This is a genomic window from Micromonospora alfalfae (assembly GCF_022230925.1).
Classification (GTDB): Bacteria; Actinomycetota; Actinomycetes; order Mycobacteriales; family Micromonosporaceae; genus Micromonospora; species Micromonospora alfalfae.
Genome location: NZ_JAKKFH010000015.1, coordinates 88,317 through 113,035, shown reverse-complemented (window position 1 = coordinate 113,035; position 24,719 = coordinate 88,317). Strand labels below are relative to the sequence as shown.

Here is a 24,719-nt window from a genome sequence, read left to right as displayed (position 1 = left end):
CCGGCCCGGCACCGCCCGGCCCAGCACCGCCCGGTGCGGTGCGGTGCGGTGCGGCACGACGGGGGCGGGGTGGCGGCGCGGCAAGCGTCGTCACCCCGCGTGACGGGCGTCAGCAGGTTGGCCTACCTGTCCACTCCACGGATTCTCGTTGCTGGTGCGCGACAGTGGATTGGGCTGGTTCACGGCGTGCTCGTCTAGGCTGGCCGGCCGGAGGTGGTGCGGGTGCGACGGACAGCGCCGATGGCGAACGCGGTGGGGCTGCTGGCCGGGTATGCGCTGGACAGGGCGCTCGGCGACCCCCGCCGGTGGCACCCGGTGGCCGGTTTCGGGCAGGCAGCGGGCACGCTGGAGCGCCGCCTCTACCGCCCGGACCGAACGGCGGGCACGGCATTCACCGCGCTGGCCGTGGGCGGGCCGGTGTTGCTCGGGGCGGCCGCCGCGGTGGCTACCCGGCACCGGCCGGTGACCCGGGCGGTGCTGGTGGCGGCCGGCACGTGGGCCGTTCTGGGCGGCCGCACGCTACGACACGAGGCGACCGTCATGGGTCGTACCTTGCGTGACGGCGACCTGCCCGCCGCCCGGCGACGCCTCGGTCACCTCTGCGGGCGGGACCCGTCGACGTTGGGCGAGTCGGAGCTGGCCCGTGCCACAGTCGAGTCGGTCGCGGAGAACACCTCCGATGCGGTGGTCGCACCGCTGCTCTGGGGTGCGGTCGCTGGTCTGCCCGGGCTGCTGGGCTACCGCGCGGCGAACACGCTCGACGCGATGGTCGGGCACCGGTCGACGCGCTACGCGCGGTTCGGCACGCCGGCCGCTCGGCTGGACGACGCGCTCAACCTCGTGCCGTCCCGGCTGACCGGGCTGCTCACCATCGCCGTCGCGCCGGTCGCGCACGGGGACCGGCGGCGCGCCTGGCAGGTGTGGCGGCGGGACCGCAACGACCACCCGAGCCCCAACGCCGGTCAGTGCGAGGCGGCGATGGCCGGTGTGCTCGGGGTCCGCCTCGGTGGTCGCAACGTCTACTTCGGGCGCTCCGAGGTGCGGCCGTTCCTCGGCGACGGTCCCCGCCCGGAGGCGCGGCACCTGAAGCGGGCCGCCCGGATCTCCGGCGCGGTGGGGTTGGCCGCCGTCGGGTTGGCCGCCGCGTACCCCGTGACACTCGGCCGGCTGGTTGGCGCGGTGAGCAGGCGTGCGCTGATCGGTGCCGTGGGCCGGCGAGGGCCGGCAGGTGCGGCCGGCGGGCGCGGGCTGGGCGGCGTGGCCGGGGCCCTGCGGCTGGGCGGTGCCGGTGAGCATGGGCTGCGGGGCGTCGGTATGGGCAGGGCTGCCGGGGTGGCCGAGGGCGTCGGGGTGCGGCGGGGGAGTGGGAGGTGAGCGGCGGGCTGCTGGTGGCCGGTACGACGTCCGATGCCGGCAAGAGCGTGCTCACCGCCGGCATCTGTCGTTGGCTGCACCGGCAGGGCGTGAAGGTGGCGCCGTACAAGGCGCAGAACATGTCGAACAACTCGGCGGTGGTCGTCGGGCCGGACGGGCGCGGCGGCGAGATCGGGCGCGCCCAGGCCATGCAGGCCGCGGCGTGCGGGATCGCACCCGACCTGCGGTTCAACCCGGTGCTGCTCAAGCCGGGCAGCGACCTGGCCAGTCAGGTGGTGCTGCTGGGCGAGGCGGTCGACACCATCACCGCGGGCACCTTCCGGCAGCTACGTCCCCGGCTCGCCGAGACGGCGTACGCCGCACTGGCCGAGCTACGCGAGACGTACGACGTGGTGATCTGCGAGGGTGCCGGCAGCCCTGCGGAGATCAACCTTCGGGCCGGTGACTACGTCAACATGGGGTTGGCCCGGCACGCCAACCTGCCCACCATCGTCGTCGGCGACATCGACCGGGGTGGTGTCTTCGCCTCGATGTTCGGCACCGTGGCCCTGCTCGACCCGGCCGACCAGGCGCTGATCGCCGGATTCGTGATCAACAAGTTCCGGGGCGACCTCGGGCTGCTCCAGCCGGGTCTGGACATGCTGCGTCAGGTCACCGGCCGCCCCACGTACGGGGTGCTGCCCTGGGCACTGGACCTGTGGCTCGACGCGGAGGACTCACTCGCCTACGGTCGGGTGCTCGGCCGGCCCGCCGCCCCGCACGGCAGTGAATGGCTGGACGTGGCGGTCGTCCGCCTACCCCGGATCAGCAACGCCACCGACGTGGAGGCGCTCGCCACCGAGCCGGGCGTCCGGGTACGCCTCACCATCGAACCGGCCGAACTGGCCGCCGCCGACCTGGTCGTCCTACCCGGCTCCAAATCCACGGTCGCCGACCTCGGATGGCTGCGCGAAACGGGTCTCGCCGACGCGGTAGCCACCCATGTGGCGGCCGGCAAGCCCCTCCTCGGCCTCTGCGGCGGCTTCCAGATGCTCGGCCGCGCCATCCACGATCCGGTGGAGAGCCGGCAGGGCAGCGTGCCGGGGCTCGGTCTGCTGCCCATGGACATCACCTTCGACCCGCGCAAGACCGTCCGCCAGTCGGTGGGCACCGGCCACGGTGGCCTCCCGGTGCGGGGCTACGAGATCCACCACGGGTACGTCTCACAGGCCGACCCGAACCTGACCCCGCTGCTGACCAGCGACGACGGTGTCGGAGAGGGTGCCGTGCTCGGCGTGGTGCACGGCACGCACTGGCACGGGGCGTTCGAGTCCGACGAGTTCCGCCGCTGGTTCCTCACCGAGGCGGCTCGCCTGGCCGGTCGCAGTGGGTTCCGGGTGGCACCGGCCACCAGCTTCGCCGCCGCCCGGGAACGCTCACTCGACCTGCTCGGCGACCTGGTCGAGCAACACCTGGACACCGATGCCCTCTGGCGTCTCATCGAAGCCGGTCCACCCGCCGACCTCCCCTTCATCCCACCCGGCGCCCCGACCTGACCCTCTTGGCCGGTCCACCGTCCCATGCGGAGCGTGGGGCGGAGGCCGCGCCACGGGCAGCGAGGGTGCTCTTTACCGCGCGCCTGTCGGGCCGCCTGTCGGGCCGCCTGTCGGGCCGCCTGTTGGGCCGTCCGTTGGGGTCCGCCGGGGCCACCGCTTTCGCATGATCGTGCTCGATCCTTGTTTCAGGGGCCTTGTCCGCGCGAGGAGAGGCCTGTTTCCTGGATCGAGCACGATCTTGCGCAGACCGACCGCCCCGGAATGGAACTTGCGGGGCGAGTTCGGGGGGAGTCAGGGGCGGATGTCGGCGGGACGGTCGGTGGTGGGCAGGCCGGCGGCGAGCCAGGCGTCCACGCCGCCGATCATGTCGGTGGCCCGGCGCAGCCCGAGGGTCTGCAGGCTGGCTGCGGCCAGGCTGGAGCTGTAGCCCTGTCGGCACACCAGGATGATCTCCCGGTCGTACCCGGTGGCTTCCGGGATCCGCCAGGCGCTGGCCGGATCGAGGCGCCACTCGAGTACGGTCCGGTCGATGACGACCGCGCCGGGCAGGTCGCCCTGTTCGCGGCGCTGCAGTTCGGTACGGGTGTCGACCAGCAACGCGCCGCCGCGGACCGCCTCGACGGTCTGCTGCGGAGTCAGTCGGTGCAGCCCGGCGCGGGCCTGTTCGAGTAGGGCGTCTATACCGGGGCTCATCACGTCTCGGAGCACCACCCGATCATGCCGATTCGCTGGCACCCCGGGCGGCGAACGGGCCGCCCGTCACCCGTCGCCGCCCCAATTCCCCCGGACGTGACGGTGGCCGGCCGGGGCGGTCAGCCGGACGTGTCAGGCTGACCAACTCAGGCCCACCAATCGGCATGATCGACACGGTCGCAGACAACTGTGGTCCCGCCGACAGGGGCGTCGACGAACCTGAGTCGATCACAGGGCGGGCATCTTCACCGCGGTGCCCTCGCCCGACGAGGCGGCGGCCTGCCCACCAGCGGTGGCGGCATACTTCGGTCATGCACCACGGGAGGCTGCGCTGAACCCGGGAACTGTCGGACCGACGGTGGCGGTCGTCGAGGCGTACGCCGAATTGGCTCGTCGGGTGCTCGCGGGCCCGGCGCGGTTGGGGCGGACCCGGCTCGTCGCTGTCGACGGGCCGAGTGGCGCTGGTAAGAGCCGGTTCGCCGCGCAGCTCGCGGATGCCCTGACGGGGCCGCTCGGCGGCCGACCGCCGGTGGTGCACACCGACGACCTGCTCGACGGGTGGGACGACCAGGTCACCTTCTGGCCCCGGCTCGACGAGGGGGTGCTCGGCCCGCTGCGTAACGGGGAGCCGGGCGCCTACCGGCGGTACAGCTGGGTCCGGCGGTGCTTCCTGCCCCGGCCGGTTCCGGTGCCGGTGGCTCCGGTGCTGGTGGTCGAGGGGGTCAGCGCCGCCCGGGCGGTCGTCCGGCCGGAGCTGACGCTGGCCGTGTTCGTCACCGCGCCCGCGTCGCTGCGGCTGGCTCGCGCTGTCGCCCGGGACGGCCCGGAGATCCTGCCCGAGCTGCGCCGCTGGCATGACGGGGAGCGGGCGCACTTCGCCGTCGACGAGACAGCTGTCCACGCCGACCTGGTGGTGGATGGCGCGCCGACACTGCCGTACGACGCGGATCGGTACTACGTGCGGCTCCGATGAGCGGGGCATGGACGTGGGCCACCGACTGCGGCACGATGCGGAGAGCTACGGCGAACGGGGAGCCACAATGACGGCAGCGGACGCGCCAGCGCGGCGTCGGATCACCCTCACCGGCATCAGCTCGCGGGCCTGGGAGCATCCGGCCGACCGGGGTGCCCTGGTCGCGCTGCGGGAGCTGCGCGGTTTCGACGACGTGCTGCGGGCGTTCTTCGGGATGTGGAACGAGCGGGGTTTCCGGCTGTCCGTGCTGGCCTCCGGCATCCGGGTCGACCACAGGCAGTACCCGGCGGTGTGGCAGCGCTACACCGAGGCCGCGGCGGCGCTCGACGTGGCCGAACTGCCCGAGCTGTACGTGACGCAGTCGCCCTGGTTGGGCGCCGAGGCGGTCGGGCTGGAGCGGCCGTTCATCGTGCTGAACTCCGCCTGCGTGCAGCAACTCGACGAGGATGAGCTGCGCTGCCTGCTCGGCCACGAGTTGGGGCACGTGGGCAGCGGGCACGCGGTCTACAAGACCATGCTCATGATTCTCACCCGGTGGGCGGCGAACCTGAGCTGGTTGCCGGTCGGCGCGATCGCGCTGCGCGCCATCATCGCGGCAATGCTGGAGTGGTGGCGCAAGGCGGAACTCTCCGCCGACCGGGCCGGCCTGCTCGCCGGGCAGGACCCGGGCGCCGCGCTGCGGCTGCTGATGAAGCTCGCCGGCGGCGGTGACCTGTCCCAGGTCGACACCACCGCCTTCCTGGAGCAGGCCGCCGAGTACGCCGGTGGCGGCGACCTGCGCGACAGCCTGCACAAGATCCGGATGACAGCGTGGAGCACCCACCCGGTGCCGGTTGCGCGGGCGGCGTCGCTGCGCCAGTGGATCGACTCCGGGGAGTACGGGCGGGTGCTGGCGGGGGACTATCCGCGCCGCGAGGATGACAGCTCGACAAGCGTGTCGGAGGAGATCAAGGCGGCTGCCGAGTCGTACCGGGAGGAGTTCAGCCGGTCGACCGACCCGCTGGTCGGGTTGCTGCGCCGCCTCGGCGACGGCGCGAGTGACGTCGGCGAGTGGGTGGGCGGCACCGCCGGTCGGGCCCGTTCCTGGATGGACGCCGCCACCGAGGCGGCGGGCCGCGCACACCGCGCCGGGCGGGCCGCCCCGGGCGCGCGGGCCGGCACCGGCCCCGCTGACAGCGGTGACGGCACGGGCTCCGCCGACACGCCCCGGTAAGGCCGGCATACGATGCCGGTCATGACCTCACCGATCATGTCCGAGTCCGAGGTGCGGGCCGCCGTCGAGCGGGAGATGCCCGGCGTCCGGGCCGACCTGGAGCGCCTCGTCCGCATCCCCGGCATCGCCTTCGAGGGCTTCGACCACTCGCACGTGGAGCGCTCGGCCGAGGCGGTCGCCGAGCTGCTGCGCGGCTGTGGCCTGGACGTCGACATCGTGCGATCCGGCGGCCAGCCGGCGGTGATCGGTCGTCGGGCCGCCCCGCCCGGCGCGCCCACCGTGCTGCTCTACGCCCACCACGACGTCCAGCCGGTCGGCGACCGGTCGCTGTGGGAGTCCGACCCGTTCGAGCCGGTGGAACGCGACGGCCGGCTCTACGCCCGGGGCGCGGCCGACGACAAGGCCGGCGTCATGGCGCACGTGGCGGCGCTGCGCGCGTACGGTGACGCGCTGCCGGTCGGCGTGGTCCTCTTCATCGAGGGCGAGGAGGAGTATGGCTCCGACTCGCTGGAGCAACTGCTGGTCGAGCACCGCGACGAGATCACCTCTGACGTCATCGTGATCGCCGACTCCGCCAACTGGGACATCGGCGTACCGGCGTTGACCACCTCGCTGCGGGGCATCGTCAACTGCTTCGTCGAGGTGCGCACGCTGGACCACGCGGTGCACAGCGGCATGTTCGGCGGCGCCGTGCCGGACGCGCTCACCGCGCTGGTCAGGCTGTTGGCGACGCTGCAGGACGACGCCGGTGACGTGGCGGTGGACGGCCTGGTCGGCCGGGAGGGCGCCACCGTCGACTATCCGGAGGACCGATTCCGGGCCGAGGCCGGGCTCGCCGACGGCGTGCAGCTCATCGGCACCGGCCGGATCACCGACCGACTCTGGACCAAGCCGGCGCTGGCCATTCTCGGTGTCGACGCGCCGTCCACCGGCGAGGCGCCGAACGCCCTGGTTCCGGCCGCGAAGGCGAAGCTCAGCATCCGCCTCGCTCCGGGCGACGACCCCAAGCGGGCGTACGCGGCGGTGCGTGCGCACCTGGAGCAGCACGCGCCGTGGGGCGCGCAGGTGACTGTCACCGTCGAACACGACGGTGACCCGTGTGTGATCGACACGTCCGGGCCGATGTTCGACGCCGCCCGTTCGGCCTTCCGGACCGCCTGGGACGGCACCGACCCGGTGGACGTCGGCATCGGCGGTTCGATTCCGTTCATCGCCACCTTCCAGGAGATGTTCCCGAAGGCGGCGATCCTGGTGACCGGCGTGGAGGACCCGCACGCCCGTGCGCACGGCCCGAACGAGAGCCTGCACCTTGGTGAGTTCGCCAGGGTCTGCCTCGCCGAGGCGCTGCTTCTGCGCAACGTGGCGGCGGTGAGCAGTTAGGTGTCAGAACGGCAACTTTGGGCCTGATCTGGGAGTTTACGGCGTGTCGGATGGTCAGCTGTTATAGCCTTTCGTACATGAGTACGAACGAGGTGATGGCCCGGTTGGGGGCCGCTGTCAGCGCGCTGGGAGATGTCGATGTCTCCGCGTGGTCCGAGGACACGCTCAACGAACAGCTCGGTGAGCTCTCCGCCGCACTGGTCGCCCTCGACTCGGTGCTCTCCCGGGTCGCCGGCGAGGTCCGCGCCCGAGGTCTGCGCATCGAGGAACCCGTCTCCGCCTGAACCGTCGTCCGCGTGAGTGGGCGGCACCCTGCCGACACCGCCCGGGCACGGCAATGCCCGGGCGGTGTCGGAGGTGACTGGCAGGATGAGCTGCGTGCGGTTCCTCGATCTGGCAGCCACCTCCGCCGCCGTCGGCGCCACCAGCGGCCGACGGGCCAAGGTGGAGCTGCTCGCTGACGCGCTGCGTCGGCTCGACCCCGGCGAGGTCGAGCCCGGTGCCGGCTATCTCGCCGGTGAGCTGCGCCAACGGCAGACCGGGGTCGGCTACGCGAGCCTGCGTGACCTGCCGCCACCGGCCGCCGAGCCGACGTTGACGGTGGCCGCCGTTGACGCGGCAATCGCGCAGATCGCCGCGGTGCATGGCTCGGGTTCACAGGCTCGGCGTCGGGCGTTGCTCGGCGCCCTCTACGCGGCGGCGACGGCCGACGAGCAGCGGCTGCTCACCGGCCTGTTCAGTGGCGAGCTACGGCAGGGCGCCCAGGCCGGTCTCCTCGCGGACGCGGTGGCCCGGGCCGCCGAGGTGCCGGTGGCGGCGGTCCGCCGGGCGCTGCTGCTCGCCGGTGATCTCCGGGCCGTGGCGGTGGCCGCGCTGGCCGGAGGGGCCGCCGAGTTGGCCGGGTTCGGTCTCCAGGTCGGCCGCCCGCTGGCGCCGATGCTCGCGCAGAGCGCCCCCTCGGTCGACGAGGCGCTGGCCGCTACCGGCACGCCGGCGGTGGTCGACGTGAAGCTCGACGGCATCCGCATCCAGGTGCACCGCTCCGGCACCGACATCGCCGTGTTCACCCGCAGCCTCGACGAGATCACCACCCGGGTGCCCGAGGTGGTCGCCGCGGTCCGTGCCCTGCCGGGCCGGGAGTTGGTCCTCGACGGCGAGGCCATCGGCCTGGACGAGACCGGCCGCCCACTGCCATTCCAGCAGACGTCGAGCCGGGCCGCCCGACGCACCACCCCCAGCACCACCGGGCGCACACCTGTCGCTCCGGCGGTGCTCGCGGCGGCTGCCAGCACCGGCGCGACGGTGCTCACCCCGTACTTCTTCGACCTGCTGCACCTCGACGGCCAGGATCTGATCGACAGCCCCGGCCGGGAGCGGTGGGCCGCCCTCGCCGGTTCGGTGGATTCGTCGCTGCTTGTCGGTCGGATGGAGGTCGACGGCCCGGAGCAGGCCGCCGCCGCGTTCGCCGCAGCGCTCGACGCCGGGCAGGAGGGCGTGGTGGTCAAGGCGCCGGACGCCCCCTACGACGCCGGCCGGCGCGGTGCCGCCTGGGTCAAGGTCAAACCGCGGCACACCCTCGACCTGGTGGTGCTCGCCGTCGAGTGGGGCAGCGGCCGACGCAAGGGCTGGCTGTCCAACCTGCACCTGGGTGCGCGTGACGCGCGCACCGGTGACTTCGTGATGCTCGGCAAGACGTTCAAGGGGCTCACCGACGAGCTGCTGCGGTGGCAGACCGAACGGTTCCTCGGCCTCGCCGTGGAACGCGGCGACTGGGTGGTCCGGGTCCGGCCCGAGCAGGTGGTGGAGATCGCCTTCGACGGGGTGCAGACGAGTTCGCGCTATCCCGGTGGGATGGCGCTGCGGTTCGCCCGGGTGGTGCGCTATCGCGACGACAAGTCCGCAGCGGAGGCGGACACCATCGACGCGGTCCGCGCCATCCACGCCGGCCGCGTGACCGGCTGACCGAGCGGGGTCAGGCGGAAGCGGTCGGCGTCGGCTCGGCGGCCCGGTCCAGGGGAGCCGGGGTGGTGCCGATGCCGGCGGCCCGGCGGGCCTCCCGACGGGCCACCCAGCCATAACCGAAGAGGGCCATCACCGCGAACAGCCACCACTGCACGACGTAGCCGAAGTTCTGCCAGTTGTTGGCGTGCCCGACCGGGACCGCCTTGAACACCGGATCTGCTGCCGGGGTCTGTTCGTCGAGCAGCAGATACGCACCGTAGACCGGGTAGGGAAGCTCGCCGGCCAGCCGCGACACCCCGATCCGCCGGATCTCCAACAGCCCGTCGCGTCGGGTCACCGCGCCGGCGCCGCTCTCGGTCTCATGCACCCGGCCGACCACAGTCACGTCGCCGGTCGGCGCGGCCGGGACCGACGGCTTAGCGGTCGCCCCACCGGGTGCCGGCGGGATCCAGCCCCGGTCCACCAGCAGCGCCGTGCCGTCGGCGAGCACCAGCGGGGTGAGCACCTCGAAACCGACCCGGCTGTCCACCGTCCGGCCACGGACCAGCACTGTGTTCGTGGGGTCGTACCGGCCGGTGACTGTGACCCGGGTCCAGACCTTGTCCTCGGCGGGGGCCGGACCGGCCGTCCCCCCGCCGCCGGTGGGGGCGCGCAGCGCGTCGGCGATCGGCACGGGAGCCATCCGCTGGCCCGCGTCGATCCGTTCGTTGACCTCGGTGCGCCCCCGGTAGCGGTCCAGCTGCCAGTTGCCGAGGAACACCATGACGGCGGCCGCGACCAGGGTCAGCGCGAGGGCGCCCAGCCAGCGTGGGCTCAGCAGGAACCGGTACACGGGACCGAGGCTACTCGTATGACCGGCGCCACTGACCTGGACCGGGCCGGACCGGGCCGGGCGGATGCTCCGGGGCGCTGCCAGGGCCGGGTCGCCCACCCCGGTTGGCGGTGCTCGCGCCTTGAGCCGGGCGGGTATCGTCACGCCGACGGATCGGCCTTGGTCGTCCCGTCGCGTACCCGCCGCCGCTCGCGAGGAGTCGATGATGACCGTCGTGCCGCGCCTGGTGCTCAGCGCGCCGTCCTCCGGGCACGGTAAGAACGCGCTGGCGATCGGGCTGCTCGCCGCCCTGGCCGAGCGAGGGGTCGACGTCGCCGGGTTCAAGCTCGGGCCGGACCACGTCGACGCCGCCTACCTCGGTCTCGCCTCCGGTCGGCCGGGTCGGGTGATCGACCCCCGACTGGTCGGCCTCGACCGGCTCGCCCCGCTGGTGGCGCACGGTGCCGCCGGTGCCGGGCTGGCAGTGGTGCAGGGCAGCATGGGGTTGTACGACTCGGTCGGTGGCCGCCCCGAGCAGGAGTCCACCGCCGCTGCCGCCGCCGCGCTGCGCAGCCCTGTGGTGCTCGTTGTCGACGTGGCCGCGATGGGTCAGTCGGTGGCGGCCCTGGTGCACGGTTTCCGCTCGTACGACGAGCAGTTGTGGCTCGGCGGGGTGATCCTCAACCGGGTGGCGTCGTCGCGGCACGAGGGGATGCTGCGCGAGGCGCTGGACGACGTGGGGGTGCCGGTCTACGGCGCGCTGCGTCGACAGGATTTGCCGGCTGTGCTGCCGTCGCGGCGCCACGGGGTGGCGCCGGTGGTCGACGACTCGGCCGACGCCGTCCGTGCGGTCCGCCGGCTGGGCGAGGCCGTCGCTGCCACTGTCGACCTGGAACGGCTGCTCGGGCTGGCCCGCTCCGCCCCGCCGCTGCCGACGCCGGCCTGGTCTCCCGAGGAGGCCCTCGGCACGTTCACACCCCCGGCGAACCGCCCACTGGTGGCGGTGGCCGGTGGGCCGGGCGGCAGCTTCAGCCACCCGGAGACCACCGAGTTGCTCCGGGCCGCCGGCGCCGAGGTCGTCGTCGTCGACCCGCTGCGCGACGAGGCGCTGCCGGTCGGCACCCGCGCGCTGGTCGTCGGCGGCGCGCTGCCCGAGGCATACGCCGAGCAGTTGTCTGCCAACCGGCGGCTCTGCATCGCGGTGGCCGAGTTGGCGCGGACCGGGCGTCCGGTGATCGCCGAGGGCGCCGGGTTGCTCTGGCTGGCCCGGGAGTTGGACGGGCTGCCGATGTGCGGTGTCCTGGACGCTGTCGGCGTCAGCCGCGACGGTGTGGTGGCCGGCTACCGGGAGGCGACCGCCCAGACCGACAGCGTGGTCGCCGCCACCGGCACGGTGCTGGTCGGGCACAAGGCACACCGTGCGGTGCTCACTCCCCGCGCCGGTCAGCGCCCGGCCTGGAGCTGGGACGGCGGCGCGCCGGAGGGCTTCGTCTGGCGCAACGTGCACGCCTCGCAGCTCACACTGCACTGGGCGAGCCATCCGGAGACGGCGGCTCGGTTGGTCGCCGCGGCGGCGGCCGACCCGACGAGCGAGGTGGTGCCCGCGCAGTCGGGCGAGGTGTCGGTGTGATCGGTCAGGTGGCGGTGCGCCGATTCCCGGCGTTGACCGTCTCCACTCCGCGTACCGAGGTGCGTCAGCTCACGGCGGCTGACGCGGCGGCGGCCGGGGAGATCTTCGCCGACAAGCTGACCCGGCGGTGGCTGCCGCTGCCCGACGACTCCGGCCCGATCGACGGGCTGGCCTGGTGCACCGATCTGGCCCGGCAGCGGCGCGACAGTGGGGAGGGTGACCACTACGCGGTGCTCCGGCGGGAGGACGACCAGGTGGTGGGCTCGCTGTGGACCCGGCGCACCGACTGGGGCGCCCGCCTCACCGAGATCTCCTACGCGATGGCGGCGCACGCGCGGGGCTTCGGCTTCGCCGCCGAGGCGGTCGACGCGGTGGCCATCGCGCTGATCCTGGAGCACGGCTTCCAGCGGGTCGAGTTGCGGGTGGCTCCCGGCAACCTGGCCTCGCGCAGGGTCGCCGAGAAGGCCGGGTTCAGCTACGAGGGTCTGCTGCGCAACGCCGGGTTCGTCAGTGGCGGCCGGGTGGATCTGGAGCTGTGGTCGTTCGTCGCGGCCGACCTGCGCTGAGCCCTGCGCCGGTCAGCCGACGATGGCGTCCGACGGTGGGGTGAACTGGCGGGTCGGGGTGCCTTTCAGGCCGTCGCGCAGGGTCTCCGAAACCGCCTTGATCGGGATCTGGGACTGCCCGTCACCGACAGCGTTGAACGGGTTGTCCGGGTCGGAGATGAAGCTCGCCGCTGCCAACTCCGGGGTGTAGCCCACGAACCAGGCCGACCGGGTGCTGTCGGTCGTACCGGTCTTGCCGGCCACCGGGCGTCCGACGGTGCCCCGCACGCTGTCGGCGGTGGACCAGCCGCCGCAGCTGCCGCGCGCCGGGGTGTCTCCGGTCGGGCAGCGGGCCGCGTCGGTGGCCGCCCGTGCTGCGTCCGCGCTCACCACCTGCCGGCAGCGTGGCTTGGCCACCTCACGGTGCAGGCCGCCCGGGGTGGCGTAGGTGGCGGGCGTGCCGTCCCGGTTCATGATCGCTTGTACGGGGATGGACTCGCAGTAGCGCCCGTCGGCGGCGATGGCGGCGTACGCGTTCGCCATCTCCAGTGGGGTGGCGTCGGAGACGCCCAGGGTGAAGGCACCCCACTTCTTCGCCTTGTCCGGGGAGGCGTGGTCCCGGTCGACGTCGGTGCGCCACCGCAGCCCGAGCTGTTCGGCCAACCGGACCGCCCGGTCCGCGCCGACCTTCTCCTCCAGCCAGACGAAGTACGTGTTCACCGATTTGCCGAAGCCGGACCACATGGTCTGCTGACCGGTCATGGCGCCGCTGGCGTTGGAGGGCGCCCAGCCGTCGTAGACCTCGGAGCGGTAGCGGTATGGGGCGTTGAACGAGGTGGAGAGGGTCATCCCCGAGTCCAGCGCGGCCAGCATCGGGAACATCTTGAACGTCGACCCGGCCTGGTAGCCGGCCAGGTCACCGCCGCCGAGCAGTGGTGCCACGGTGTTCGGGTAGTTGGCCTTCACCTTCGGCCCGGCCTCCGGGTTGGAGCTCTGCGGGTTCTCGGCCAGGTCCAGCGAGTACGTCCGGTTCACCGCCATGGCCTTCACCCGCCCGGTGCCCGGCTCGGACACCACGATGCCGTTGGCGAACGGGCTGCCGGTGGCCTCCTTGGCGCCCACGCTCTTCTCCGCGGCCTCCTGGATCTTCGGGTCGAGGCTGAGCACGATGCGGTAGCCGCCCCGGCGCAGGTTGTCCATCCGTTCCAGCCGGTTCGCCCCGAACGCGGGCTGCGCGCTCCACCAGTTCTTCAGGTAGTCGCAGGCGAAGCCCCAGCTGTTGTACTTTTCCGCCACTGCGGCGCAGTCGTGCGGTGGGGTGGTCAGCTTGAGCCGGATCGGTTCGGACTTGGCGGCGGCGGCCGAGTCGGGGGAGAGGTAGCCGAGCTGGCTCATCCGGTCCAGCACGTAGTTGCGCCGCCCGGTGGCCTCCTTCTGGTCGGAGTCGGCCGGGTCGTACTCCGAGGGGGACTTGACCAGTCCGGCGAGGGTGGCGGCCTCGACCGGGGTGAGGTCCTTCGGGGTCTTGGAGAAGAAGATCTCGCTGGCGGCGTAGATGCCGTACGCCCGGTGCCCGAAGTACGCCGAGTTCAGGTAGCGCTCCATGATCTGTTCCTTGCTGATCTCCTTCTCCAGGTCCAGCGCCATCCGCATCTCCTTGACCTTGCGCAGGCTGGTCTGCTGGGTGGCTTCCTGGACCTCCTTGGGCGTGGTCGCGCTGTCCCGCAGGGCCATCCGGACGTACTGCATGGTCAGCGTCGAGGCGCCCTGGGAGCCGCCGGAGCGGGCGTTGGAGACGAAGGCCCGGGCCACGCCCTTCGGGTCGACGCCGTGGTGCTGGTAGAAGCGGGAGTCCTCGGCGGCGACGATCGCCTGCTGGATGTTCGGCGACATGTCCGACAGCTTGGTGTACTGCCGGTACTCCTCGTAGAACATGGTCAGCACGGTCTTGCCGTCCGGGCCGTAGACGTACGAGGTCTCGGCGGGCAGGGCGGTCTTCAGCACCCGGGTCTTCTGGTCCACGGCGTGCGCGGTGGCCTTCGCGCCGAGCCCGGTGAGGGCGACCAGTGGATAGGCGGCGGCGGCGATCACGATTCCGGCGATCAGTCCGGCGCGGAGGAGAGGGACGAGTCGACCAGCGGCAGCAAGGGGTCGGTTGCTCACCTGGTCAAGTTATGACATTTCCGATTCGTACATGAGAAGAACTCTTAAACCGGCGAGTGGTGACGCGGCTTACGCTGGGATGGACTGTCCCGCCGGCCACCTTCCCGGCAGGATCGCGGACATGTCTGATCAGCCGAGCGCTGTCGCCCCACCCGCTGAGGGCGATCCGGACCTCGCCCACCACGGCGACGCGGAGGCGACAGCCGGTCTGATCGACCTCGCCGTCAATGTCCGTCGGGCGCGACCGCCCGCCTGGCTGGCCGACCCGATCGCCGCGACCCTGACCGACCTGGCCCGCTATCCGGACCCGGCACCGGCCCGGGCGGCGGTCGCCGCCCGGCACCGCCGTCACCCGAACGAGGTGCTGCTCACCGCCGGCGCCGCCGAGGGGTTCGTGCTGATCGCCCAGGCGCTGCGCGGCGTTCGTCGCCCCGTTGTGGTGCACCCTCAGTTCACCGAGCCGGAGGCGGCGCTGCGGGCCGCCGGACACCCGGTCGAGCGGGTCCTGCTCGACGCCGCCGACGACTTCCGGCTCGACCCGTCCCGGGTGCCCGCCGACGCCGACCTCGTGATGATCGGCAACCCGACGAATCCGACGTCGGTGCTGCATCCCGCCCAGACGGTGGCCGCGCTGGCCCGCCCCGGCCGGGTGCTGGTGGTCGACGAGGCGTTCGCCGACACCACAATCGCCTCCGGGCAACCCGGCGAACCGGAGTCGCTGGCCGAACGCCGCGACCTGCCCGGGCTGCTCGTGGTGCGCAGCCTCACCAAGACGTGGGGCCTGGCCGGGCTGCGGATCGGCTACCTGCTCGGCGACGCGGAGCTGCTGTCCCGGCTGGCCGCCGTCCAACCGCTCTGGGCCGTCTCCACGCCCGCGCTGGCGGCAGCGTCGGCCTGCGCCAGCGCCGTCGCGGTCCAGGCCGAACGCGCGATCGCCGCCGACCTTGCCGCCGACCGCGAGCACCTGGTCGCGCGCCTCGCCGAACTGCCCGGTGTACGCGTCGTCGGCCGGCCCGCCAGCGCGTTCGTCCTGCTGCACCTGCCGGGCGCGACAGCGATCCGGGCCGCCCTGCGCGAGCGCGGCTGGGCGGTGCGCCGAGGCGACACGTTCCCCGGCCTCGGCCCGGACTGGCTGCGGGTGGCGGTACGCGACCGAAACACCACCGACGCGTTCATCGACGTGCTGCGCGAGACCATGGAGGCATGATGCTGGAGACCACTGTCGCGGCGATCCGCCCGGCGGACGAAGCGGCCATGGCCGCCGCCCGGGAGCTGCACGGCCGGCTGACCAAGCCGGCGGGATCGCTGGGCGCGCTGGAGGAGCTTTCGGTACGCCTCGCCGGCCTGGCCGGGGTCTGCCCACCACCGCTGCCCGAACCGGCCGCAGTGGCGATCTTCGCCGGCGACCATGGTGTGCACGCCCAGGGGGTGAGCCCCTGGCCGCAGGAGGTCACCGCGCAGATGATCGGCAACTTCCTGGCCGGTGGAGCGGTGGTCAACGCGTTCGCCCGACAGGCCGGCGCCTCGGTGACAGTGGTCGACGTCGGCGTGGCCACCCCGCTGCCCACCGAACCTGCCGCCGAGCCGGCGGTGCGCGACCCGGCCGTGCCTCGGCTGGTTGCCGCGTCCGTCCGCCGGGGCACCCGCGACCTCACCGCGACCGCCGCGCTGACCCGGGACGAGGCGCTGGCGGCGGTGCAGACCGGCATCCGGATCGCCGACGAGCTGATCGACGCCGGCGCCGGCATCCTGCTCACCGGGGACATGGGCATCGGCAACACCACCCCGGCCGCCGTGCTGATCGCCGCGTTCACCGGCGCCGACCCGCTCGACACCACCGGTCGGGGCACCGGGGTCGACGACCCGACGTACGCGCGCAAGGTGGCCGTGGTGCGGGCCGCGCTGGCCCGGCACACCCCCGACCCGGCCGACCCGCTGGGCGTGCTGGCCGCCGTCGGTGGTCTGGAGCACGCCGCCCTGGCCGGGCTGATCCTGGGGGCTGCCGCACGCCGCACGCCGGTGCTGCTGGACGGCGTGATCGCGGTCTCGGCAGCGCTCGCCGCCGCCGCGTTCGCCCCGGAAGCGGTCTGTGCCATGGTCGCCGGCCACCGCTCGGCCGAGCCCGGTGCCACCGTCGCGCTGCGCCACCTCGGCCTCGACCCGCTGATCGACCTGGGGCTGCGCCTCGGCGAGGGCACCGGCGCGCTGCTGGCGTTGCCAGTGGTCACCGGCGCGGTCCGGGTGCTGCACGAGGTGGCCACCTTCGACTCGGCCGGGGTGGTCGAGAAGTGAGCACGTGCAGCGAACGAGCCGTGCGCCTCGGTGGTGCGGCGTGAGCTCCAATCCGTACCCCCTCGGTTTGCGGCTGCACGGGCGGCGGGTGGTCGTGGTGGGTGGCGGCGCGGTCGCCACCCGGCGCGTACCCGCGCTGCTGGACGCTGGTGCGGACGTCCTGCTGGTGGCCCCGGAGCTGACTCCGGCGTTGCGCGCCCGGGCCGACGCGGGTCGGTTGCACTGGGTGCCGCGCCGGTTCGTGCCCGAGGACCTGGACGGCGCCTGGCTGGTCCAGGTCGCTGTCGACGACCCGATGGCGGCGGCCTCGGTGAGCGCCGTCGCCGCCGAGCGGCGGATCTTCTGCGTCCGGGCCGACGACCGGACGGCCGCCACCGCCTGGACCCCGGCCGTGACCCGGCACGGCCCGGTCACCGTGGCGGTGCTCGGCGGCGGCGACCCGCGCCGGGCGATGACGGTCCGCGACGCCATCCGCGACCTCCTCGCCGTGCGCGTGGCACCGGACGGGATCGCTGGCCGGCCCGACGCTTCCACCGGGACGACCGGCGGACGGCAGGCCGGGCGGGTGGCGCTGGTCGGGGCGGGGCCGGGGGACCCGGAACTGATCACAGTGAAGGGCTGGCGGCTGCTCACCGAGGCCGACGTGGTGGTCGCCGACCGGCTGGTACCCGGGCTGCTCCTCGACGAGCTGCGCCCGGACGTCGAGCTGGTGGACGCCTCGAAGATTCCCTACGGCCCGTCCCGGGCCCAGGAGGAGATCAACCAGATCCTTGTCGACCGGGCCCTCGCCGGCGCCTTCGTGGTGCGGCTCAAGGGCGGTGACCCGTACGTCTTCGGGCGCGGCGGTGAGGAGTTGCTGGCCTGCGCCGCCGCCGGAGTGCCGGTGACAGTGGTGCCCGGCGTGACCAGCTCGATCGCCGCGCCGGCCGCGGCCGGCATCCCGGTCACCCATCGGGGGGTGGCGCACGAGTTCACTGTGGTCTCCGGGCACCTGGCACCCGACGCTCCAGCTTCGCTGGTGCGCTGGGACGCCCTCGCCGGTCTGCACGGCACCCTGGTGATCCTGATGGGGTTGAAGAACCTGGCCGCCATCACTGCCACCCTGATCGCCCACGGTCGGTCGCCGCAGACACCGGCCGCCGTCGTCCAGGAAGCCACGACGGGCACCCAGCGGGTGCTGCGCTCCACGCTGGGCGAGGTGGCCGCCGACGCGCTCACGGCCGACCTGCGCCCGCCCGCCGTCGTGGTGGTGGGCGACGTGGTGGGCGCGCTCGACGGCTGAGGCGACGGAGCGCGGCGGTGAACTCCGGCGACGCGCCGGTCAGAACATTGGCGGTGTGGCCCGAGGAAGCGGGTCGGTGTCCCCGAAACCGCCTAGAGGTGCCGGCACAGACGACGGGCCGGAGCAGCGCTGCTCCGGCCCGTCGTGGTCTGTCCGTCGACTACTGCTTGAGCATGTTGTCCAGCAGCAGGGCACAGCGGATCAGCCCGAGGTGGCTGTACGCCTGCGGGTGGTTGCCGAGGCCGCGCTCGGCGAGCGGGTCGTACTGCTCGGGGAGCAGCCCGGTCGGGCCGGCGGTCAGCACCATCTGCGCGAACAGCTCCTCGGCGTCGGTGCGGCGGCCGGTGCGCAGGTACGCCTCGATCAGCCACGCCGTGCAGATGTGGAAACCGCCCTCGCGGCCGGGCAGGCCGTCGTCCCAGTGGTAGCGGTAGACGACCGGGCCGCTGCGCAGGTCCGCCTCGATCCGCAGGACGGTGGACAGGAAGCGCGGGTCGTCGCCCGGGAGCAGGCCGGAGAGGCCGATCCAGAGCGACGAGGCGTCCATGTCCTCGTCCCCGTACGCGACGCTGTACGCCTCGACGTCGGAGTGCCAGCCGTGCTCCAGCACGTTGGCGCCGATCCGGTCGCGCAGGTCCTTCCACTCGGGCCGGTCCTCGCCGCCGTGCTCGCGCATCACGTGCAGCGCGCGGTCGACCGTCATCCAGCACATCACCTTGGAGAAGACGTGGTGCCGAGGTGGCAGCCGTGCCTCCCAGATGCCGTGGTCGGGCTCGTGCCAGCGGCGGCGGACCGCCTCGACCATGTTCTCCAGGACCCGCCACTCGTCGTCGCGCACTGAACCGCGAGCGTCGGCGACGGCCGCGATCAGGTCGGCGATCGGGCCGAAGACGTCCAGCTGCAACTGGTGGTTGGCGAGGTTGCCGACCCGGACCGGCCGGGAGCCGGCGTACCCGGGCAGCGTGTCGATGACCGCCTCGGCGCCCAGCTCGTAGCCGTCGATGGTGTAGAGCGGGTGCAGTCGCTCCGGGTGCCCGCCGGTGCGCTCGATGCAGCCGTCCACCCAGCGCAGCAGCGCCTCGGCCTCCTCGACGGAACCCAGGTCGACAAGTGCGCGGGCGGTCAGCGCCGCGTCGCGCAGCCAGCAGTAGCGGTAGTCCCAGTTGCGGACGCCGCCCAGCTCCTCGGGGAGCGAGGTGGTCGCTGCGGCCAGGATCGAACCGGTGGCTTCGTGGCAGAGCCCGCGCAGGGTGAGGGCGCTGCGCGCGACCAGGTCACGGGCGGTGGACGGCAGCCGCAGCGAGGCGACCCAGTCCTTCCACGGCTGCTCGGCGGCGGCCTGCCGCTCGTGGATCGGCACCCGGTGGTGCTCCAGGCTGTGCGTGCCGAAGCGCAGCTCCAGCACGACCTGCCCACCGGCGGCGGAGAGGTCGACGATCGCCTTGGCGGTCTCGTACCCTCCGTCGTTGCCGACCTCCCACTGCACACCGGGGGCGTAGAGCGCCACCGGTTCGTTGGAGCCGAGCACCAGCAGACCGTCGCCGAGCGGCTGCAACTGGACGGCCACCTGGCCGAACTCGGGCCTCGGCGCGAACTCCACCTTGGCCTTGCCGCTGCCGGTGAGCACCCGGACCAGTGTCGAGTCGCCGGTGATGACCGCCGGGCTGTCGTCCGGGGTGGTCTCCCGGGCGGGCTTGTCCAGCCAGTCGGTGACGGTGAGCCCGGACCAGCGGGTCTCCACTGTCATCGTGCCGGAGCGGTAGCGCTGGCCCAGCGGGATGCCGCCACGTTCCGGTGCGACGCTGAAGTGGCCGGCCGGGCTGCCACCGACCAGGTCGGCGAAGATCGCCGCCGAGTCCGGCTTGGGGTGGCAGAGCCAGCTCACCTTGGCCTCGGGGGTGAGCAGCGCGACGGTACGACCGTTGGCCAGCATGGAGTGCCGTTCGATCGGCACCGCCCGCTCACCGAACAGCCAGTGCCGCCGTGTCTCCAGGAGCAGCGCCAGCGCGCGGGCGGCCTCCAGCGGGTCGGCCACCCGGTAGCTGGCCTGGGTGTCGCCGGGGCCGATCTTGATGCCGAGGTCAGGGCCGTGCAGGTGAGCGAACCCGTTCTCGTCGGTGATGTCGTCGCCGATGAACAGCACCGCGCTGGAGGCGAGCTGGGTCCGCAGCTGGTCGAGCGCGGTGCCCTTGTGGGTGGCCACCACGGAGAGTTCGATGACCTCCTTGCCCTGGGTCACCGTGACGCCGTCGAAGGTGGCCGGACCGTTGCGGACCGCCTCGATGGCGGCGGCGGCGATCTGCGGGTCGACCCCACGGGTGTGCATCGCGACGCTCGCCGGTTTGCGTTCCAGCCTGATGCCCGGGTGCTGGGCGGCGATCTCACGCAGCGCGTTGCGGACCTGGGTCCGCACGGCGACCAGCTCGGGGGAGAGTCGCTCGACGAAGCCGATGTCGAACTCGGAGCCGTGGCTGCCGACGAGGTGCACCTCGCTGGGCAGCCGCGAGAGCGCGGCCAGGTCGCGCAGCGCCCGACCGGAAACCACAGCCACTGTGGTCTGCGGCAGCGCGGCGAGCGCGCGGACCGCTGCCACCGACTCGGGTAGCGGGACGGCAGTGCTCGGGTCTTCCACGATCGGCGCCAGGGTGCCGTCATAGTCGCAGGCGACCAGGAGCTGGGGGACCCGGGCGATCCGGCCGATGGCGGAACGCAACTCAGGGTCCATGACCCCGGTGGCGTTTGCCGCCCCATCATTGACGGACGTGTTCACTCGGCCTCCGCCTCGGGAACTCCGAGCTCCGAGAGGAAAGACTTGGCCCAGTGGCCCACGTCGTGGGTACGCAGGTGACGTTGCATTGTCCGCATCCGGCGGCGTGCCTCGGTTTTCTCCACGTGCACTGCCCGGAGGAGGGCGTCCTTGACCGCGTCCGGGTCGTGCGGGTTACACAAAAATGCCTGGCGAAGCTCGGTGGCGGCACCGGCGAACTCACTGAGTACGAGCGCGCCACCCTGGTCGGCACGTGATGCTACGTATTCCTTCGCCACGAGGTTCATTCCGTCTCGCAGCGGGGTCACCATCATCACGTCGGCAGCAACGTACATCGCCGCCAGCTCACTGCGACTGTACGACTGATGGAGGTAATGGACCGCCGGCACGCCGACCCTGCCGAACTCGCCGTTGATCCGACCGACCTCGCGCTCCACCTTCACCCGTAGTGCCTGGTAGTGCTCCACGCGCTCGCGGCTGGGTGTGGCGACCTGAACCATGACCGCGTCGGGAACTGTCAACTTTCCGTCAGCCAGCAGCTCCCGGAAGGCCTTGAGTCGCAACTCGATGCCCTTTGTGTAGTCCAGCCGGTCCACGCCCAGGATTATCGTCTTCGGGTCGCCCAACTCGGCGCGAATCTGCTTGGCCCGGGCCTGGATCGCCGGGTCGGCGGCCATCCGTTCCATCTCCTGGGTGTCGATCGAGATGGGGAAGGCGCCCGCCTTCACCTGCCGACCGTCGACCTGGATCATCTGCCCCTCGTAGCGCAGCCCGAGCAGGTGCCGGGCCAGCCGGACGAAGTTCTGCGCGGCCAGCCGCTGCTGGAAACCGACAAGGTCGGCGCCGAGCAGGCCGCGCAGGATCTCGGTACGGAACGGCATCTGCATGAACAGCTCGATCGGCGGGAACGGGATGTGCAGGAAGAACCCGATCCGCAGGTCCGGACGAAGCTCGCGGAGCATCGCCGGCACCAACTGGAGCTGGTAGTCCTGCACCCAGACCGTCGCGCCCTCGGCCGCCACATCGGCTGCGGCCTCCGCGAACCGGGCGTTGACCAGGCGGTACGCCTCCCGCCACCGGCGCTTGTAGGCCGGCGTCTCCACAGCGTCGTGGTAGAGCGGCCAGATCGTGGCGTTGGACTGGCCCTCGTAGTAGCGCTCCAACTCCTCGGCGCTGAGCGGGACCGGGTGCAGCCGGATCCCCTCCAGGTCGAACGGCTCGGGGGCCGCGCCGGTGCCACCGGCCCAGCCGACCCAGGTGCCCTTGTGTTCGGCGAGTACGGGATGCAGCGCGGTGACCAGCCCGCCAGGGCTGCGTCGCCACTGCCGACCCTCGGGTGTGCTCACCTCGTCGACCGGCAGACGGTTCGCCACTACGACAAAGGAGCTACGGACGGTCACGATCGGCTACCTCCGGGTACTGACGGGTCCACCGCGATGAGCGTACTGAGCGTAGCTGCGGCGTCTTGTGCCCCGTGCCGGAGTCTCCTACCCGCCTCGGCGCGACCGAATCCTAAAGGTGATCTTGTCGACAGCTCGCCGGTCAGAGGTCGATGATCGGCCATTCCTTCGGCAGTACCTCGCCGAGCAGTTCCCGCCGATCCGTCATGATCGGTGTGGTCGCCCTCGCGGCCTCCATCGCGGCCTGGGCCAGATCCATGCCGCCAAGGCTCCGTGACCAGCCGCCCAGGATCATGCACATGTCGTGCTCCACGGGCGTCACAACGACCTGGTCCAGGTCGCCGACGATGTCGAGCAGGGGCCACCCGTCGTGTGTCACCTGGCGGTACGCGGCGGCCAGGCAGAGCGCCGGGACGATTACGGCCTGTCGCCTGTCCGCGACCTTCGCGATCTGCTCCCCGACCACTTCCACGCCCTCGGAGTAGGCGAGAAGGCATGCGGTGTCGAGTACGAGACCTGCGTCAGTCACGAATCGTCATCCGTCCGCGAGATGCCTCGCTCAGCAGGGCGGCTGCCTTTGCGCGCAACTCCGGAGTGATCTTCGCGTGTGCCTCGTCGAGTTTCCTGCCCGCCTCGGCGAGGCCTTCATCAGTGAGCCGGAAGCCCACCTGTCGAAGTGCGCGCCGCGTGCGCTCGCCAGCCATCCGCTGACGAACCGACTCGGTAATGAAGGCGGAGGCGTTGGATTCCTGCGCCAGCCGCTCCGCCACGTCGTCGGGCACGCTGATCGCGATCTTCTTGGTCATACCGAGGACGCTAGTGGGTGATACCAGGGTCGGCAAGGAGGCGCGCCCGCGTACTCCTGGGGCGGGGTGATGTGGGCGAAGCGCGCCGTACCTGTCAGGATTGACGATGGCGTGCGCGCGGCCGGCTCCCGGCCGGCGGCGGCGGGCGGTCCTCGCAGCCCGCGCCGCGCCGCCGATCAGCGACAGCAACCGACGGAGGTAGCCCGCACCGTGGCCCAGTACATCTACGTTCTGGAAAAGGCGCGCAAAGCGCACGGCGACAAGGTCGTGCTCGACAACGTCACGTTGAGCTTCCTGCCGGGAGCCAAGATCGGTGTGCTCGGTCCGAACGGCGCCGGTAAGTCCAGCCTGCTCAAGATCATGGCAGGGCTGGACAAGCCGAGCAACGGCGAGGCCCGACTCATGCCCGGCTACACCGTCGGCATGCTCGCCCAGGAGCCCCCGCTCAACGAGGCCAAGACCGTGCTCGGCAACGTCGAGGAGGCGGTCGCCGAGACCAAGGCCAAGCTGGAGCGGTTCAACAAGATCGCCGAGCAGATGGCCACCGACTACTCCGACGAGCTGATGGAGGAGATGGGCAAGCTCCAGGAGGAGCTCGACCACCTCGACGCCTGGGACGTCGACTCCAAGCTCGAACTGGCCATGGACGCGCTGCGCTGCCCGCCACCGGACGCCGACGTGACCCAGCTCTCCGGCGGTGAGCGTCGCCGGGTCGCGCTCTGCAAGCTGCTGCTGGAGGCGCCCGACCTGCTGCTGCTCGACGAGCCGACCAACCACCTGGACGCGGAGAGCGTCTCCTGGCTGGAGCAGCACCTGGCGAAGTACGCCGGCACCGTCATGGCGATCACCCACGACCGGTACTTCCTCGACAACGTGGCCGGCTGGATCCTGGAGCTCGACCGCGGCCGGGCCATCGGCTACGAGGGCAACTACTCCACCTACCTGGAGAAGAAGGCCGCTCGGCTGGCCGTCGAGGGTCGCCGCGACGCCAAGATGAAGAAGCGCCTCACCGAGGAACTGGAGTGGGTCCGCTCCAACGCCAAGGCCCGGCAGACCAAGTCCAAGGCCCGCCTGGACCGGTACGACGAGATGGCCAACGAGGCGGAGAAGACCCGCAAGCTCGACTTCGAGGAGATCCAGATCCCGCCGGGCCCGCGCCTGGGCAGCACTGTGATCGAGGCGGTCAACCTCAGCAAGGGCTTCGGCGACCGGCTGTTGATCGACAACCTGTCGTTCTCGCTGCCGCGCAACGGCATCGTCGGCATCATCGGCCCCAACGGCGTCGGCAAGACCACCCTGTTCAAGACCATCGTCGGGCTGGAAGAGCCGACCGGCGGCCAGGTCCGGGTCGGCCCCACCGTCTCGCTGTCGTACGTCGACCAGAACCGCGAAGGCCTCAACGGCGACAAGACCGTCTGGGAGGTCGTCTCCGACGGGCTGGACTACCTGATGGTGGGCAAGGTCGAGATGCCGTCGCGGGCGTACATCGCCGCGTTCGGCTTCAAGGGACCGGACCAGCAGAAGCCGACGAAGGTGCTCTCCGGCGGTGAGCGCAACCGGCTCAACCTGGCGCTGACCCTGAAGATCGGCGGCAACGTCATCCTGCTCGACGAGCCGACGAACGACCTGGACGTGGAGACGCTGTCCAGCTTGGAGAACGCGCTGCTGGAGTTCCCCGGCTGCGCCGTGGTCATCTCGCACGACCGGATGTTCCTGGACCGGGTCGCCACGCACATCCTGGCCTGGGAGGGCGACGACCAGGACCCGTCCCGGTGGTTCTGGTTCGAGGGCAACTTCGAGGCGTACGAGAAGAACAAGATCGACCGCCTCGGCGCGGAGGCTGCCCGGCCGCACCGGGTGACCTACCGCAAGCTGACCCGCGACTGACCGGCC

At 72.2% G+C, this 24,719-nt stretch carries 19 protein-coding genes and 1 pseudogene; 13 read left to right on the top strand and 7 right to left on the bottom strand.

All coding sequences use genetic code 11. From position 1 onward, the window contains the following. Positions 1-240 precede the first annotated feature (240 nt). Positions 241-1,221 (top strand): annotated as a pseudogene (locus tag MED01_RS14480) (cobalamin biosynthesis protein); the annotation flags it as partial. 149 nt (positions 1,222-1,370) lie between these two features. Then, complete coding sequence (locus MED01_RS14475) at positions 1,371-2,909, top strand: cobyric acid synthase (protein WP_238669077.1); 1,539 nt, start codon at positions 1,371-1,373, stop codon at positions 2,907-2,909. 291 nt (positions 2,910-3,200) lie between these two features. Here the strand turns inward: MED01_RS14475 and MED01_RS14470 are convergent, their stop codons facing one another. Further along, positions 3,201-3,602 (bottom strand): rhodanese-like domain-containing protein, encoded by a 402-nt coding sequence (locus MED01_RS14470; protein WP_112584171.1) that lies wholly within the window; start codon positions 3,600-3,602, stop codon positions 3,201-3,203. 253 nt (positions 3,603-3,855) lie between these two features. Here MED01_RS14470 and MED01_RS14465 point away from each other — a divergent pair, with 253 nt between their 5' ends. From MED01_RS14465 to MED01_RS14445, 5 genes are all read left to right on the top strand, one after another. Next, positions 3,856-4,575 carry a uridine kinase family protein gene (locus tag MED01_RS14465; RefSeq protein ID WP_238669076.1) on the top strand — a complete coding sequence of 240 codons (720 nt, stop codon included), beginning with the start codon at positions 3,856-3,858 and terminating at the stop codon, positions 4,573-4,575. 67 nt (positions 4,576-4,642) lie between these two features. Next, a complete protein-coding gene (locus tag MED01_RS14460; protein ID WP_238669075.1) occupies positions 4,643-5,788 on the top strand; it encodes a M48 family metallopeptidase in 1,146 nt (381 codons plus the stop codon). 36 nt (positions 5,789-5,824) lie between these two features. Beyond that, on the top strand, positions 5,825-7,168 hold the full coding sequence (locus MED01_RS14455; RefSeq protein ID WP_238669084.1) for a dipeptidase: 1,344 nt from the start codon (positions 5,825-5,827) through the stop codon (positions 7,166-7,168). 77 nt (positions 7,169-7,245) lie between these two features. Then, positions 7,246-7,452: a hypothetical protein gene (locus tag MED01_RS14450; RefSeq protein WP_030333429.1), complete on the top strand. Its 207-nt coding sequence runs from the start codon at positions 7,246-7,248 to the stop codon at positions 7,450-7,452. 85 nt (positions 7,453-7,537) lie between these two features. Further along, a complete protein-coding gene (locus tag MED01_RS14445) occupies positions 7,538-9,130 on the top strand; it encodes an ATP-dependent DNA ligase (protein ID WP_238669074.1) in 1,593 nt (530 codons plus the stop codon). 10 nt (positions 9,131-9,140) lie between these two features. On the opposite strand, the gene MED01_RS14440 is transcribed toward MED01_RS14445, so the two are convergent. Further along, positions 9,141-9,962, bottom strand: a complete 822-nt coding sequence (locus tag MED01_RS14440; protein ID WP_238669073.1) for an SURF1 family cytochrome oxidase biogenesis protein — start codon at positions 9,960-9,962, stop codon at positions 9,141-9,143. Positions 9,963-10,167: 205 nt separating this feature from the next. Here MED01_RS14440 and MED01_RS14435 point away from each other — a divergent pair, with 205 nt between their 5' ends. Both MED01_RS14435 and MED01_RS14430 read left to right on the top strand, forming a co-directional pair. Next, positions 10,168-11,571, top strand: coding sequence for a cobyrinic acid a,c-diamide synthase CobB (locus MED01_RS14435; RefSeq protein ID WP_238669072.1), 1,404 nt, complete (start codon positions 10,168-10,170; stop codon positions 11,569-11,571). Further along, positions 11,568-12,137 (top strand): GNAT family N-acetyltransferase, encoded by a 570-nt coding sequence (locus MED01_RS14430; RefSeq protein ID WP_091405515.1) that lies wholly within the window; start codon positions 11,568-11,570, stop codon positions 12,135-12,137. The genes MED01_RS14435 and MED01_RS14430 overlap by 4 nt, the downstream gene beginning before the upstream one ends. Before the next feature lie 12 nt (positions 12,138-12,149). On the opposite strand, the gene MED01_RS14425 is transcribed toward MED01_RS14430, so the two are convergent. Then, on the bottom strand, positions 12,150-14,279 hold the full coding sequence (locus tag MED01_RS14425) for a transglycosylase domain-containing protein (RefSeq protein WP_238669071.1): 2,130 nt from the start codon (positions 14,277-14,279) through the stop codon (positions 12,150-12,152). Positions 14,280-14,400: 121 nt separating this feature from the next. On the opposite strand from MED01_RS14425, the gene cobC reads away from it, so the two are divergent. Genes cobC through cobA form a run of 3 tightly spaced genes read left to right on the top strand, consistent with a single transcriptional unit; the run spans position 14,401 to position 17,853 of the window. Continuing rightward, positions 14,401-15,486: an Rv2231c family histidinol phosphate aminotransferase CobC gene (gene cobC, locus MED01_RS14420; RefSeq protein WP_238669070.1), complete on the top strand. Its 1,086-nt coding sequence runs from the start codon at positions 14,401-14,403 to the stop codon at positions 15,484-15,486. Continuing rightward, positions 15,486-16,571, top strand: a complete 1,086-nt coding sequence (gene cobT / locus MED01_RS14415) for a nicotinate-nucleotide--dimethylbenzimidazole phosphoribosyltransferase (protein WP_238669083.1) — start codon at positions 15,486-15,488, stop codon at positions 16,569-16,571. The genes cobC and cobT overlap by 1 nt, the downstream gene beginning before the upstream one ends. 40 nt (positions 16,572-16,611) lie before the next feature. Next, a complete protein-coding gene (gene cobA, locus MED01_RS14410; protein WP_238669069.1) occupies positions 16,612-17,853 on the top strand; it encodes a uroporphyrinogen-III C-methyltransferase in 1,242 nt (413 codons plus the stop codon). Between the two features lie 160 nt (positions 17,854-18,013). Here cobA and otsB read toward each other — a convergent pair whose 3' ends face one another. The 4 genes from otsB to MED01_RS14390 form a co-directional block, all read right to left on the bottom strand. Further along, positions 18,014-20,578: a trehalose-phosphatase gene (gene otsB / locus MED01_RS14405; RefSeq protein WP_238669082.1), complete on the bottom strand. Its 2,565-nt coding sequence runs from the start codon at positions 20,576-20,578 to the stop codon at positions 18,014-18,016. A gap of 41 nt (positions 20,579-20,619) precedes the next feature. Further along, on the bottom strand, positions 20,620-22,020 hold the full coding sequence (locus MED01_RS14400) for an alpha,alpha-trehalose-phosphate synthase (UDP-forming) (protein WP_030333449.1): 1,401 nt from the start codon (positions 22,018-22,020) through the stop codon (positions 20,620-20,622). A 142-nt stretch (positions 22,021-22,162) separates the two neighbouring features. Beyond that, positions 22,163-22,549 carry a hypothetical protein gene (locus MED01_RS14395; RefSeq protein WP_238669068.1) on the bottom strand — a complete coding sequence of 129 codons (387 nt, stop codon included), beginning with the start codon at positions 22,547-22,549 and terminating at the stop codon, positions 22,163-22,165. After that, entirely contained in the window at positions 22,542-22,826 is a 285-nt protein-coding gene (locus tag MED01_RS14390; protein WP_238669067.1) for a hypothetical protein, read from the bottom strand. Before MED01_RS14390 ends, MED01_RS14395 begins: the two co-directional genes overlap by 8 nt. A gap of 210 nt (positions 22,827-23,036) precedes the next feature. Here MED01_RS14390 and ettA point away from each other — a divergent pair, with 210 nt between their 5' ends. Continuing rightward, a complete protein-coding gene (ettA, locus tag MED01_RS14385; RefSeq protein ID WP_179783536.1) occupies positions 23,037-24,713 on the top strand; it encodes an energy-dependent translational throttle protein EttA in 1,677 nt (558 codons plus the stop codon). Positions 24,714-24,719 lie beyond the last annotated feature (6 nt).